Annotated in this window: 11 protein-coding genes, 2 tRNA genes and 1 pseudogene; 6 read left to right on the forward strand and 8 right to left on the reverse strand. The window is 60.3% G+C overall.

The genetic code is table 11. The features are described from left to right. Positions 1 to 38 precede the first annotated feature (38 nt). From IFT71_RS01735 to IFT71_RS01745, 3 genes are all read right to left on the reverse strand, one after another. The gene (locus IFT71_RS01735; protein WP_192138931.1) at positions 39 to 1016 is read right to left on the reverse strand and encodes an AAA family ATPase; all 978 of its coding nucleotides are present in this window, start codon (positions 1014 to 1016) and stop codon (positions 39 to 41) included. Between the two features lie 52 nt (positions 1017 to 1068). Continuing rightward, positions 1069 to 2238 (reverse strand): D-alanyl-D-alanine carboxypeptidase family protein, encoded by a 1170-nt coding sequence (locus IFT71_RS01740; protein WP_192139244.1) that lies wholly within the window; start codon positions 2236 to 2238, stop codon positions 1069 to 1071. Between the two features lie 166 nt (positions 2239 to 2404). Further along, positions 2405 to 3391 (reverse strand): lytic murein transglycosylase, encoded by a 987-nt coding sequence (locus IFT71_RS01745; RefSeq protein ID WP_244654741.1) that lies wholly within the window; start codon positions 3389 to 3391, stop codon positions 2405 to 2407. Between the two features lie 274 nt (positions 3392 to 3665). Between IFT71_RS01745 and IFT71_RS01750 the strand changes: the two genes are divergently transcribed. After that, positions 3666 to 3742: transfer RNA gene (locus tag IFT71_RS01750), tRNA-Pro, on the forward strand. 37 nt (positions 3743 to 3779) lie between these two features. Here the strand turns inward: IFT71_RS01750 and IFT71_RS01755 are convergent. Beyond that, positions 3780 to 4484: a DUF4893 domain-containing protein gene (locus IFT71_RS01755; protein ID WP_192138933.1), complete on the reverse strand. Its 705-nt coding sequence runs from the start codon at positions 4482 to 4484 to the stop codon at positions 3780 to 3782. Next, entirely contained in the window at positions 4481 to 5266 is a 786-nt protein-coding gene (locus IFT71_RS01760; RefSeq protein WP_192138934.1) for a 3-hydroxybutyrate dehydrogenase, read from the reverse strand. The genes IFT71_RS01755 and IFT71_RS01760 overlap by 4 nt, the downstream gene beginning before the upstream one ends. A 169-nt stretch (positions 5267 to 5435) precedes the next feature. Between IFT71_RS01760 and ypfJ the strand changes: the two genes are divergently transcribed. Then, positions 5436 to 6368, forward strand: coding sequence for a KPN_02809 family neutral zinc metallopeptidase (ypfJ, locus tag IFT71_RS01765; protein ID WP_166747427.1), 933 nt, complete (start codon positions 5436 to 5438; stop codon positions 6366 to 6368). A gap of 41 nt (positions 6369 to 6409) precedes the next feature. Here the strand turns inward: ypfJ and IFT71_RS01770 are convergent, their stop codons facing one another. Beyond that, the gene (locus IFT71_RS01770; RefSeq protein ID WP_031439035.1) at positions 6410 to 7411 is read right to left on the reverse strand and encodes an NADP-dependent oxidoreductase; all 1002 of its coding nucleotides are present in this window, start codon (positions 7409 to 7411) and stop codon (positions 6410 to 6412) included. 281 nt (positions 7412 to 7692) lie between these two features. On the opposite strand from IFT71_RS01770, the gene IFT71_RS01775 reads away from it, so the two are divergent. The 4 genes and pseudogenes from IFT71_RS01775 to IFT71_RS21970 all read left to right on the forward strand — a co-directional run bounded on the left by IFT71_RS01775 (position 7693) and on the right by IFT71_RS21970 (position 10911). Continuing rightward, positions 7693 to 7768: transfer RNA gene (locus IFT71_RS01775), tRNA-Ala, on the forward strand. Between the two features lie 91 nt (positions 7769 to 7859). Then, a pseudogene (locus IFT71_RS21965) lies at positions 7860 to 8042 on the forward strand (DUF6538 domain-containing protein); the annotation flags it as partial. A gap of 75 nt (positions 8043 to 8117) precedes the next feature. Continuing rightward, the gene (locus IFT71_RS01780; protein WP_192138935.1) at positions 8118 to 9656 is read left to right on the forward strand and encodes a site-specific integrase; all 1539 of its coding nucleotides are present in this window, start codon (positions 8118 to 8120) and stop codon (positions 9654 to 9656) included. Positions 9657 to 9678: 22 nt separating this feature from the next. Further along, positions 9679 to 10911, forward strand: coding sequence for a DNA cytosine methyltransferase (locus IFT71_RS21970; protein WP_192138936.1), 1233 nt, complete (start codon positions 9679 to 9681; stop codon positions 10909 to 10911). Here IFT71_RS21970 and IFT71_RS01790 read toward each other — a convergent pair. Then, entirely contained in the window at positions 10858 to 11769 is a 912-nt protein-coding gene (locus tag IFT71_RS01790; RefSeq protein ID WP_192138937.1) for a response regulator, read from the reverse strand. The genes IFT71_RS21970 and IFT71_RS01790 overlap by 54 nt on opposite strands. Beyond that, positions 11766 to 14123, reverse strand: a complete 2358-nt coding sequence (locus tag IFT71_RS01795; RefSeq protein ID WP_192138938.1) for an ATP-binding protein — start codon at positions 14121 to 14123, stop codon at positions 11766 to 11768. Before IFT71_RS01795 ends, IFT71_RS01790 begins: the two co-directional genes overlap by 4 nt. Between the last annotated feature and the right edge of the window lies 1 nt (position 14124).

Raw genomic sequence — 14124 nt, forward strand, 5'->3', positions numbered from 1 at the left:
ATCCCCCGGAGGAGGTGAAGCCCATGTCGGCCGCTTCGTCAGGTACGCAGTGTCGCGAGAATACCCGCCAACTCGAAGACGGTCGCCTGCGCATCGAGCGACAGGCCGATGGCGGCGGCCGACAGATCACGCGCTGCGGCATGCGCGTCGAGCGCGGTCTTGAGCCGGGCGCCCGACCGGTCCCGCGCCGCACGCGCAATGAACGCCGGCACGCGATCGAGAAATGCCTCGTACCGGGGTTGCGACGCCTTCCCAGCGAGTGACTTCGCCAGCCGGAGCCGATGCCCGTTATCGCGATCGCCTTCGTCGGCGATCTGCGCAATCGCCTCGTCGAGGCTTGCAATATCGAGACCCGCATAGCGCAGCGCCCTGCCCGGCGCTCCCTCACTCGCACGTACGAGGGCAGATATCTCGTCGTGGTCGAGGTCCGGCTGCGCCAGTAGCAACGTCACCGCGACCTCGTCGGGCGTCAGTGCCTCGAACCGCAAGACCCGGCACCGCGACCGGATCGTCGGCAATAGCCGTCCCGGCGCGTGGCTGACGAGAAGGAAGATCGTGCCGGCGGGTGGTTCCTCAAGGTTCTTGAGCAACGCATTGCTGCCGCCGCGCTCCAGATCGTCGATCGCGTCGATCATGACGACCCGTCGCGGGCTCATCGATGGCGTCGTCGCAAAGAGCGGCTGGAGCGTACGGACCTGCGCGATCGTGATACTGCGCGCCAGATCCTGGTCAGGCTTTTCAGGATCCTTGGGCAGACGCGTCAACAGCCGGAAATCGGGATGCGAACCCGCTTCGATCAACGCGCGGGTGGGGTCGCCGGCTGGCACGGCAAACCCGCGCGACTCGGTCGACCCGCTGCGCGCATCGGCCAGCATGCGCATCGCCGCCAGCCGTGCGAAACTTGCCTTGCCAACGCCCTGCGGGCCCGTGAACAGCCAGGCATGGTGAAGCGCACCGCTTTGCATCGCCGCGGCGAAAGCGGACTGCGCCGCGGCATTGCCGATTATCTCGGTCATGCCGGCGGCGGACTCACCCGAACGGTAAACACACGCGCCGGCACGCCAAGCTTCAACCGAACAGCCCGGTCAGCCCGGACCAGGCGCGCCCGAAGAACCCGGCTTCGGCAACGTCCTTTTCCGCGACCAGCGGCATACGCTGCTCGACCCCGTCAGGCATCGACACGACGAGATCCGCGATGTGCTGGCCCGCCTTGATCGGCGCCTTGACCGGCCCCTGATAGACGACCTTGGCGTTCAGGTTCGGCGATGTCCCCGCCGGTACGGTGACGGTCAGCGCCTTGGGCGCGATGAGGCCGACGCTCGATGAGCCGCCCATCTGCACGCTGGCCTCCTCGACCTTCCGACCCTTCGCGACGATCGGCTTGGACTGCCACGCGCGGAAGCCCCAGTCCATGAACCGTACTGACTCGTTCGCGCGCTCGGTCGAGCTCTTCAGGCCTGCGACGACCAATACCAGACGGCGACCATTCTGCTCGGCCGACCCGGTGAATCCGTATCCGGCTTCCTCGGTATGTCCGGTCTTCAACCCGTCGGCGCCCGCGACGCGGCCGAGCAACGGATCGCGATTAGCCTGGGTAATCGAGCTGCCGCCCATGGTCTTGCCCCAGGTGAAATCGCGCTTTGCATAGAATTGCTTGTAGAGCTGGGGATGGTTGGTGATCGTCGCCGATGCCAGCTTGGCCAGGTCATGCGCAGTGACATAGGTCACGCCGTTATCGGGCCACCCGTTCGAGGTGCCGAAATGACTGTCCTTGAGGCCGAGCTGTGCCGCGACGCGGTTCATGCGCTCGGTAAAGGCGGGCTCCGAACCCGAGATCGATTCCGCAAGAACGACGCAGGCGTCGTTGCCCGACAATGTCACGATGCCATACAGCAGATTGGCCACGCTGACGCTCTCGTTCGCCGACAGGAACATCGTCGAACCCGCTGACGGACCGTGCCATTTTGCCCAGGTCTCCGGCCGAACGGTGACCATGTGATCGAGCTTGAGCTCGCCCTTCTTGAGCATGTCGAACGCAACATAGACCGTCATCATCTTCGCCATCGACGCCGGCGGCATACGGCGATCGGCATCGCGTGCGAACAGGACCGCGCCCGACGACAGATCTTCCATATAGGCGATCGGTGCGCTGGTCTGGAACTGTGGCGCAGCGGCGATAGACGGCGTCGCAAGCGCGATCATTGCCAGCGGGGCGATGGCGATGCGGCGCCGGACCATTTGAGTAAAGGGCAGCGTGTTCATGGGCAGCTTCGTCATGATATCCGTTACGTCAAAGAGGAACGCGATGGGAGGCAGGCTCGCGCCGCCGCCGGGACCTTATCGAAGTCATAGCCGGGCTTGGCAACCGCGTCACGCCTGGCTTTGAGTCTATCGGGCACGCCGGTCAGCGCTCGACTGCATCCGCCAGCAGCCCCACCGACAGCGCATAAAAATTCGAGCAATTATAGTCGAGGATCACGCGGTAATTGCTCGTGAGCAGATACGCCGTGGCGCCGGGACCGTCGGGTTCGAGCAGCGTCGCCATGACATGGTCGGCCGGCCACGAGGCGCCTTGCGTCATCACCCCCAGACCGCGCCACTCCGCGATCGTTCGCCAGCCGCTATGCCGTTCGAACACGCGCGGGCACCGCGGCGACACGAGCCGATTGCGTACCTGCGACCGATCGAATCCCTGCGGCACGGAGACCGCGACGCCCCAGGGTTGGCCACTGCGCCAGCCGGCATTGGTGAAATAATTGCCGATCGACGCCAGCGTATCGGCCGGACTGTTCCAAATATCCGCGCGGCCGTCGCCATCCCCGTCACGGGCCAGTCGAAGATAGATGGACGGCAGAAATTGGGGATTGCCCATCGCGCCTGCCCAACTGCCCTTGAGTTGTTCGCGCGATATGCCCCGGTCGACGATCTTCAACCCGGCAATGAACTCGCCCGCAAACAGTGATCGCCGACGCCCCTCATAAGCGAGGCTCGCGAGTGACCGCAGAATGTCGAAATTTCCGGTATAGCTACCGTAATTGGTCTCATGCCCCCAGATCGCGACCATGATCGATTCGGGCACACCTGTTTCGCGCTCGATACGCTGCAGCCTGCCCCGCTGCGCCCGATAGGTTTCCCGACCGCGTCCGATCCGCGCCGCGTCGACATGCTGCGCCTTGTAAGGCGCGAAGGCCGGAATGGCGCTGCTCGTGCCGCTGCCCGGCTGTGCACGATCGAGCGCGATGACACGCTCGTTCAGCGTCAACGTAGGAAAGACGGAGTCCACCGTACGCGCCGTGACTCCGGCCTCAAGCGCCTGCGTACGAAGCTGGGCGAGATAGGCCTGAAACCCCGCCTCGTCCTGCGCACATGCGGGGGTGGTGACCGCGGTCATCGCCGCGATGGTCAAAGCGCCACGTCGCAACGCACTCGATAGGATAGATTTTGCCGACATGCCGACCGCTCTGCCATAGGGGCGTCCGCATCGGAACCTCGCCCTGACGCAAGCATGGCTCGCATCGACGCGTGGACCGCCCGCTACGCTGCTACCCTTCCCCGCCAAGGCTATCGTTCGGGTGCTGGCCCCGTCCTTCAGTGACGACTTTCCCTGCCCGCCGACACGAAGCTGCTTGCCTTTCGTCAACCGCACCCGCTAAGGGCTGCGGCGTCGGGGAGTGGCGCAGGCTGGTAGCGCACCTGGTTTGGGACCAGGGGGTCGCAGGTTCGAATCCTGTCTCCCCGACCATGTTGCGCAGTGTCGCAGCGATCCGGAGATGCCGGGTCTATTCCATCGGTACGATCTCGACGATGTCGAGTAGAGATTCAAAGCGTGGATGCGGCAGTATCAGCCGCCAGCGCCGGTCACCGATGCGCTCCATCACACCCGCCAGGTCGCGATTTGCGTCCGTGCCGTAGCGCATCGGACGCTGTTCGTCACCCAACGCCATGCTGCCGAGGAAGATCGCACGCGGTCGCGGAGCCGAATCTGCCCGCGATTCGCGGTATAGCGTCCCGGACGGACGTTGCGATCCCCCCAGCCGCGTGAACGTCAGTTCCCCGTCTCCCCCCGTGCGTGCAGGCTGTTCGATGCGGCACGAGAACCAGCCATAGGCAATGAAGCGTGACGCGCCCGCTCCAGGCGCCCCGAGCTTGATCGTGCGACACCGATAGGTGCCGATCGGTGGCAACGGATCGGGGAGTGCCCGGTCCGGATCGAACAATTGAGGATCCGCGGCAATCTCACGCTGCGGGATCTGCGCAAGCGCATTCATCCACGCATCGCGCCAGTCGCGCAGCCTTGCGCGGTCGGCAACCGTTGCTGCCGTGCGCCATCCTGCCCCTCGTCCGGTGGGATCGGTTCGCTCGACTTCGGGGGGCGGCGCGCTGGCGATCCGTTTTCCGCCCCCGCAGGCGACGAGCAAGACGCATGTCGCCAACGCCCCGATCGCGCGTCGCGCGTCGACACGGGCACCGCCGACACCTGTCATGCTGCCGTCCAACCGCCGTCCATCGACAGATTTGCGCCGGTCATCGCGCTAGCCTCGTCGCGGCACAGGAAGAGTGCGAGCGCTGCGACCTGCTCCGGCGTGACGAAGGCCTTGGTCGGTTGCGCGGCCAGCAGAATGTCGTTGACGACCTGCTCGCGGGTCATTCCCCGCGCTGCCATCGTATCCGGGATCTGATCCTCGACCAGCGGCGTCCAGACATAGCCCGGCGAGATGCAGTTGACGGTGATGTTGTCGGTCGCGGTTTCGAGTGCGATCGTCTTGGTCAGTCCGGCGATGGCATGCTTGGCCATGACATAAGGCGACTTGTTCGGGCTAGCGACGAGCGAATGCGCCGACGCCGTCGAGATGATCCGGCCCCAGCCCCGGCGCCGCATATGCGGGATCGCGGCCCGCATCATGTGCCAGGCCGACGCCATGTTGATCGCGATGATCCTATCGAAGGTCGCGACGGGAAAATCCGCAATCCCCGCGACATGCTGGATGCCCGCATTGTTGACGACGATATCGCAATTCCCCGTCTCCGCGACCGCACGCTCAACCAGTGCGGCGATCTCGTCGGGGCGGGTCATGTCAGCGGCATCGTAAAGCGCGGCCGCGCCGCTGATCGTGCTCAGCGCCACACGCTCCGCCTCGATTGTCGCGGCGTCGCCAAAGCCGTTGAGAACGACGCAGGCCCCCTCCCCCGCAAAGGCCCGCGCATAGGCAAGACCGATCCCCGATGTGGACCCGGTGATGACCGCCGTCCTGCCCGCCAGAAACATTGTCTCGTCCCCCATCTTGACGCGGCCAGAACGCCCCGTCTGCCGTACAACGCTTTGTCATGCCTTCCAAAGGTCGGCAGAATGCGATTAGACCCGGCAAGCCAATCGGATGCAACTCCGCATCGTCCCATGCATTTCGTTACCACTCCAGAATGAAAGTCTTAAGACCATGCGGCTCGATGATTTCGACCCCAACATCAACGTCGAGGATCAGGGCCGCGGCGGCGGTTCGGGCGGTGGAGGCGGCGGCCTTCTGTTCGGCCTTCTGCCGCTGATCGGCAGCCGTTTCGGGTGCGGCGGCATCGTCGTCGTGTTGATCGTGATGGCGCTGTTCGGCGGGCTCGGCAATATCGGTGGCATGCTTGGTGGCGGCTCGTCGCCCAGCGCACCCTCCGGGCAGATAACGCAAGGTGGGTCCGGCCGCGGCGGCGAACAGGGTTCCGGCACCGACGCGCAGTCGATCTGCACGCTGAACCCCGAGCGACGCGCCGCGTGCAACGCGTTCAGTTCGGCGCAGAAGACCTGGGCCGCGATCTTCGCGAAGAACGGCGAACAGTTCCAGGCGCCCAAGCTCAGCTTCTTCGACGACAATGGCCGTTCAGGCTGCGGCGCAGCACAGGCGGCGATGGGGCCCTTCTACTGCCCGACCGACAACGGAATCTTTCTCGACACCAGCTTCTTCGACGAGCTGGCCAACCGGTTCGGCGCGCGCGGCGACTTTGCGCAGGATTACGTCATCGCGCATGAATTCGGTCACCACATCCAGAATCTGGTCGGCACGTCGAGCCAGGTTTCACGCGCGCAGCAGCGCGCTGGTTCGAGCGAGGGCAATGCGCTGTCGGTTCGGTTGGAGCTCCAGGCGGATTGTTTCGCCGGTGTCTGGGCGGCCGCGAATCGCGACCGTCTCGAGCCCGGTGACATCGAGGAGGGCATGACCGCCGCGCAGGCGATCGGCGACGACACGCTCCAGAAGCAGGCTCAGGGCCGGGTCGTACCGGACAGCTTCACGCACGGCACCTCGGCGCAGCGTCAGACCTGGCTTCGCCGTGGTCTCGACAGCGGGGACCCGAAGGTGTGCGACACCTTCTCGGGCGCGATCTGAATGAATGCCCCCTCCCGCACTACCGGGAGGGGGCTAAATGCTCAGAGCTTGACGAGCATCTTGCCGGTATTTCCACCCGAAAACAGTCCGAGAAACGCGTCGGGCATTGCGTCGAGGCCATCATGCACGGTTTCCTGCCGCTTCAACGTGCCCGCCTTCAGCAGGGCGCCCATGTCCGTATAGAACTCCGCAGCCCGATCCATGAAATCGCTGACGATGAAGCCGCGGATCTGGATACGGTTACCGATCAGCCTTGCGAGATAGCGCAGTTCAGTCGCCGCGCCGCTGTTGTAGACGTCGATCATGCCACAGATCGCGAACCGGGCGTGAAGCTTGGCGTGCGCCAATGCCGCATCGAGATGTTCGCCGCCGACATTGTCGAAATATACGTCAATCCCGCCTGACCCGACCGCGGCCACAGCCTCGCCAAGTCCCTTCACGACCGGTGTACCGGACTTGTAGTCGATCACGGCATCAGCGCCGAGCGACTTGACCCAGGCACATTTGTCCGCTCCGCCTGCCGAGCCGATCACCGTCATGCCCTTGGCCTTGGCGACCTGAACGACGGTCGAGCCCACCGCGCCCGCCGCGGCCGACACGAAGACGGTATCGCCGGACTTGGCGGCGGCAACTTCCAGCAGGCCGAAATAGGCGGTCATGCCCGGCATGCCGAGCTGCCCAAGAAACGCCTGCGGATCGACCGCCAGGTCCGGCAGTTTCTGGACCTGGTTTGCCGGCAGCGTCGCTTCGTCGCGCCATCCCGCCATATGCTGGACGAGATCGCCCGCCTTCAGACCCTCGGCCCGGCTCTCGACGACTTCGCCGATCGCACCACCTTGCATCGGCTTGCCCAGCTCGAACGGCGGGGTGTAGCTTTTCACGTCGTTCATGCGACCGCGCATATAGGGATCGACCGAGAGCCAGCGGTTGGCGATGCGCACCTCACCGTCGGCCAGTTCGGACTGTGAAACGTCGATCATCTCAAAGTCGGTATGCTTGGGCATGCCTTGTGGGCGCGTCTTCAGGCTCCATGCACGGGACATTCTTCACTCCTGTCGTTGAGGTTTCATGACTCGGGTATGGCGCAGAACGGATCCCCCGCCAAGCGGCAGAGCACACATGACGTGCCCGTCTGCAGCGAGCCTGCCCGTCAATCGCCCGCGCCCTGATCGAAGTTCCGCCGGCCGTTGCCGGGTGCGCCCGTGCGAGCCACGTTCGGGATGAATGTCCCGTGTTCAAAACATGAGGGAGAGCGCGCGGCGGTGGATTGCATGCCGGCGGCGCCATCGCTAATATCGCAAGATCCGGCGTCGCCGGACCGCGCGGGGCCGTAGCTCAGATGGGAGAGCGCTGCAATCGCACTGCAGAGGTCAGGGGTTCGATTCCCCTCGGCTCCACCACGCACCATAAAAGCTTAGGCTTTCTGCCGAAGTCGCAGAAATCCTAGGCTTCCCATAGCAGACTGGTACACATTGGTGTTACACATGAGGCATGGGTGAAGTGGCGCGACCATCGGGGCTAACGAAGCGACAAAACAGTTCTAATTGGTATTTTAGGATGCGGTGCCCTGCGCACCTCCTCCAACAAAGCCCGCGCGAAGCTTTTTGGAAAAGCCTAGATACGGGAGACTATAAGCTAGCTCTGACGAGGGTCGAGTCCGCGCGCGCGGAGGCCTTGCGCGCGTTTCAACCTCGGCCGTTCGGAATAGTATCGAGCACGGCCCGGTTGAGACGGCAAGATGACGCCCGCTTGCCGCTGCTTCGGGCTGAGGAAGCCGCATCGCTTGCCATCGCTTTTTTTCACGATCAGATGCTTGAGCTGGATGCGCAAGTGCCTGTGTCATGGAGAGACAACGTCGAACGAGACGCCGCATATCAGGAACTTGAGCACCGGGAGGCTGTCTTAAAGTCCCCGAACTCCGACGAAGGAGAGGAGCATCCCGCCCTTGGGGCTGAAACGCTTCTACTACAGAGAAAGGGCATGCGCGCCCCGATGACTGAGCATCCCAGTCGCTTGCTGAGAGAGTATCTTCGCCGGGCACTTGTGCAACTGGTTGCAATCGAGAAGGCGCGCTTCTACGGCGATTTCTCCGTACCCATTACTGACCCACTATTTGTTAGCAGCCGAATAGCGCCATCGGGAGGTACGGTTGCCCTGCGTGAGGCGGGCCCGGTAATCAGCGTTAGAGAGGCTGCCGAGCGATTTCTTTGTGAACGTATCGCTGGACTGGACAACGCAAAAACACGAGATCGCTACACTCGTGAGGTCGCGCATATTGTGTCCTTTTTTGGGGGTGAGGCGCCACTTTCCGACATTCGCCGTCAGCAGTGCGTCGAGTTTCGAGACGCTTTTGCACTGCTGTCGCCGAACTTTGCAAAGCGACGGGAGGAGGGCGAGAACTTACATCACTTGCTCGAAAGGCGCAAAGATGGCGACCCTGTCTTATCGTGGGCGACCCACGAGAAGTACCTTTCCGCTCTCACGAGATTTATTGGCTGGGCGGCACAAGAAGACTATCTGGAGAAAAACTACGCTGAGGGTTTGAAGCCTTTGGGAGTGAAGCCTGACGGCTCGATGGCTAAGCTACCGTTTGAACTTAGCGAACTTCGTCGCCTGTTTCTTCGCCCGATATATACCGGCTGTCAAAATGATGAGTCCGGGTTTGCAAAGCCGGGCCCGCACATCATCCGGCGTAGCCGCTACTGGGCACCATTAATTGCGCTCTTCTCTGGATTACGAGCAGGAGAGATTTTACAGCTCACGCCCGACCATTTTCGCCTTTCACCAACTCGCAATCCCTTCATCGTTCTGACGCCTGATATGAAGCTCAAGAACGATAACGCCCAACGAGAGATACCCGTACACCCGGTCCTAATTGACGTAGGGCTGCTTCAATGGGTTGACCGTATGCGGGTACGCGCGCCGAACGCGGGGCTTTTTCCGGAGGTCCCGAAAGATATTTACGATGCAGAAAGTCCGAACTTTTCGAAGCGTTTCAGCAGCGACTTGAAGCACCTTGAGCTAGGTGATCGCCGCAGCAAGCTGACTTTTCATTCCCTTCGACACACGTTCAAACAGGCGCTTGATCTTGCTGATGTCCCAGAGCAACCCAAAGACGAACTCTGCGGCTGGTCGCGCGGAAAAAAAACGGGGCGTCGGTACGGCAGCGGCCTCAGTGCTGACGTATTGAGGAATTACTTAACGCGCGTGACCTACGACCTCGATCTCACGCATCTCCAGGCACACGCGTCTACGATTGAAGAGCATTTACCTGGACAATCGGTTTGACTAGCTACATCAAGGCAACGTGATGGCAACATACATTGATCTTTTCGCGGGCTGTGGTGGCCTTTCATTGGGGTTGCGGAAAGCTGGCTTTGAATGCCTATTCGCGGTTGAACAGCATCAAGACGCATTTGATACCTACCGTCACAACTTGATAGAAGGCGATGAACAACCGTTCCTCTGGCCGGATTGGCTTCCATTCGGTCCGCACGACGTAGTCGAGCTATCGAAGCAGAAAGTTGCTCAGCTTCGCAGCCTCAGGGGTAAAGTCGATTTAATCGCAGGAGGCCCGCCATGTCAGGGTTTCTCAACGAACGGTAGGCGAAACCCAGACGACCCTCGCAGCAAGATGGTGGAAGCATACCTCGACATAGTCGATCTTGTCCGTCCTCCGCTCGTGCTCATCGAAAACGTACGCGGTTTTGTTTCGATGCCTCACGCAAGTGGTGGAACGTACGCTGACGCAGTCGGCCACAGGCTGGGTGAGCTGGGCTACCAATGCTGGTCAGACGTTGTGCTAGCCTCCGACTACGGAGTGCCCCAGCGTCGACCTAGATACATCTGCATTGCCGCTCGTAAGGGTAGCTTGCCCGGGGTCGATGCCCTCAGTCGGCTACGTACGGCCCGTCGCGATTTTCTGTCATCGCGTAGCCTCTGGCCCGGGCCGGTTAGTTCGCGCGACGCGATGTCGGATTTTGCACTGAACAGCGATGAGCCATTACCGGACCCTGAATGGGGTGCGGCGGGGTTTAAAGCCGTCACGCGTCGCGACGACGTTGTTCTCAGCGCCTATCAGGAGCTGATGAGGCAGGACGCACACATGCAACCGTCAGACCGACGCATACCTCGCCACTCTACCGCGACAGCAACTCGGATGCGGACAATCCTCGAAACTTGCACCCCCGGCCGAAACCTGACGCCCGCAGATCGAAAACGCCTTGGAGTAGGTAAGCGGTCTACAACCCCGCTAGACGGCAATGCACCGTCACCAACGGTTACTACTTTGCCGGATGATATCATCCATTACGCCGATGCCCGAACAATGAGCGTTCGGGAGCTGGCACGATTACAGTCGTTCCCCGATTGGTTCACATTCAAGGGACCCTACACCACCGGCGGAGCAAGAAGACAAACAGCCTGCCCAAAATACACTCAGGTTGGCAACGCGGTGCCGCCGCTGCTGGCAGAGGCTATCGGCGAGGTTCTACTCGGCCTCCTCCGGGATCAGAAGTGCGCGAAGTTGCCTGAGATCGCGTAGATTGCTCAAGAAGTCGCGTCGGTAGCGCTCGAAATCCGAAACCGTCAACGGCTTGGCGTTAACGCGATGGATAACCCATCCTTTATCAGTCCGCTCCTCCAGAGCATGCGCTAGTGTGTTGCGCCGCCAGAGTACCTGCTGCTTATAATCTTTAAGGGACCGAAGTAGGTCTCTGACATCATCTGTACCATTTTCTGCGCGCGCTCGTTCCCGCGCCTCAGTAAAAAGTACCCCGCTTGGCACACTCGGACCACCTAACATTTCTGGCAAACTCGACAGCGCTTGAACTGCGGTTCTCTGTATTTCTCCTCCCTCTTCGAGCCGCTTTTTCAAACTATCGACGATTGCTTTATCATTCCCGTCCTTCACGCTGAGATGCAGCAGAATCGTGCGGAGTTCTTCATCGCACTCTGCGACCACTCGAGCGGCAAGCCCCCTCATTGATGAAAGTCGGTTTAAAGCAGGCGTTAAGGCGTCAACAAGTTCGGCAACTCGGGTCGCAAGCCGATCTCTATTTGCGCAATACACCCCTTCGATGCGCTTGTCGCACATCATTGTCCTAAGCGCGTCCTCCGCTTCCCCGCTGTAGAAAAGGATTGGCGTTGAGCGAAAGTTCTCACGTATCTGTGTCGCCAATTCATTCCCGCGAAGGCCGCCGCCGAGACGTAAGTCCAGCAAGATCAAGTCGAAGTCGTGGTACTGTTTCTGTATTTCGACAAAGGATCGGATTTCCTCCTCCTTTTCGACCCGGTGTATAGCAGGCTCAAAACCGTTCTGGCGCACCGCTTCTTGAACCGCATCTATCTCCGCATCAGCGGCCTGATCCTCGATCCAGCAAATCCCGAATGTGAGGTTCATGCTTTCGGCCCCGGGAGCGTCATGACAAAATCTGCACGACCCGAGTCCCGTGCCACGTCGAGAGATATGTCACCCCCCATCTCGTCCATAACCTTACGTGAATGATACAGTCCCAAGCCCGTTCCCCCTGCGCCGGATGTATAACCCTTCTCGAAAAGTCTCGCGGGGTCTACTCGCTGCTCATCAATTCCTCGACCATCATCACAGATCAAAACCTCAACCAGCTTGGTGCCCTTTTTGCGGCGTGCAGTCATGGTCAGCTGGCGTGCACCGTGCTTCCGTGCATTATCGAGCAGATTGTCGACAACAACTACCAAATCCACCGGCCGGAACCTGGTGACTTGCGATAAGCTATTTCCCTGAAACGCGATGATGGACGCACCGTCACGCCCTGCCCTCACCTGATTGACATACTCATCTAGGAACTCGACAATATCGCCCTGTAGAAGGTCGGTTTCCAAATCGAACCGAGCGTTCGATGCAAAGCGGGCAACAGCCGTTAGCCTGTCGTTTTCTAGATGAATGTAGTCGAGATCATCTACCATGCGACGCGTACGTGTTCGGATAGACGCTGCGGCATCGAGTAAGTCCTCGTCATCTCCGCCAGCAGCCAAGTCCGCAGCAGCCTCCAGAGTCACACGCGCGTTTCCAAGTGCCCTGTCCACCGCCGAACCGATATGGCCCGCATATATCATTACTTGATGAAGCAACAACGTCATCTGCTCCACCGTCATATCTTGCGTTGACGCGAGATAAGTGGCCTGCTGTTCCAACCGCGCAATGCGTTCGTCTGCATAGGCCTTCGCAGCGCGCGCCTCACGAGCTGCCTCAGCGGCCTCCCGCTCCGACGCCTCAAGCTCAACCTGGCGTGCGCGGGCCGCTTCTATGCTGCGGAGAAGTTCGTTATCCCCCCGCCTTTCGGCGATTATCGAAAGGGACTTGAACGTCCCCTCGATTGACTTCGCCTCGGCATCAAAAAGCTCGGTAATCTCGGGGTCGTAATACTCGATCTCGACAGCTTTCGACGCCGCGAGTTGACCGATAAGCTGAACCACCCGGCTACGCGTAGGAGCTAGGGATAGGCCACTAGCGTCGTCGCGATCCGCGTCTGCTGCATCCATCCAAGTCACGCCCACGACGTAACGTTCGAGGCGAAAAATCGCTTTTCGCTTCACAGCTTCATAGAGGTCGCGCACCCTTGCGTCCTCGATTAACCCAGCGTCGCGACTAGATGCTTCTCGGAACATTCTTGTGGGCGCACTGACGTCTACGCGACCCATCAGGTCGCGCGTACCAAGATACCGGGCTGAGCCCTGTTGTTTTCGTCGATTTAGGCCAAATGTATCGTCGTTCTCTTCGCCAATAGGAAATATTCGGAATCCATTTAAAAATAGAAATACGCTTCCGAACTCCACCGACCGCACGCCCATACGCGCAGTAAATGTGTGCTTAGCGCTCCTATTGAGATAAAAGAGCTCCATACGAACGGCTGATTGCAAGAGCCCCTCGAACTCACTTCTCTCTGTTATCTTATATATGACACGGCCGCGATCAGTCAGCGTTGTCGATATTTTTCCGTTTTCAATCAGGACATTTATTTTAGTTGTCTTATCAGACAGCAAATCCCGAATGTTATTGCCAACCGGCCCGTCTAGATCGGTGATCTGCCCGCGACTTAGCTCACTGTCTTTGACGGATATGTATACAGGAGTGTCATCAGTTGTGCCAAATGGATCGATGAGTTTTTCGAGATAGCGCCGAAGCCGGAATATATCGTCGTAATGCCAAGAGCCTCTCAGGCTACTTATCCGTAGGATAGTCCCGGGTCCTTGCGGCATACTGATCGGTGCGTCGGTTGGAAAACCGTCGACCTCCTCAAGGCGCACGCCGATCTTTTGAAATAGTTGCTTGCTGTCCGCTTCAAACTTTTCCCACTGGACGGAGAGCTTTTGTACCTCATTACCCTTTGTGGTCCGAGTGTATAAAGCAAGCACTTCACCCAAAGTGTCGCAGGAAAATCGGCCGATACCTTTGCTCCCTGCATACTGTCCCTGGGGTCGGATGCGATCTCGATAGTCTCGCTTGGCTCCAGCGTCCTCGGTCCCATCAGCCTTTGCGGAGTAAGCAACAAAAAGCCATTTATCGCGAATGGCTTGCTCGTCCATTCCCTTGCCGTCGTCGACGATCCAGAGCTCTCTAGCGTCATTATCGAAAGCTATGTCCACCTTGCTCGCGCTTGCGTCAAACGCGTTCTTGACAAGTTCAAAAACAGCCACAAACTCGTTAGTTACGAGATCGCGACCGATCACATCCTTGAGGTGAGAGCTAACGCGGAAATGTTCTTGGGTCGCCATT

Source organism: Sphingomonas sp. CFBP 13733, from assembly GCF_014841795.1.
Classification (GTDB): domain Bacteria; phylum Pseudomonadota; class Alphaproteobacteria; order Sphingomonadales; family Sphingomonadaceae; genus Sphingomonas; species Sphingomonas aerolata.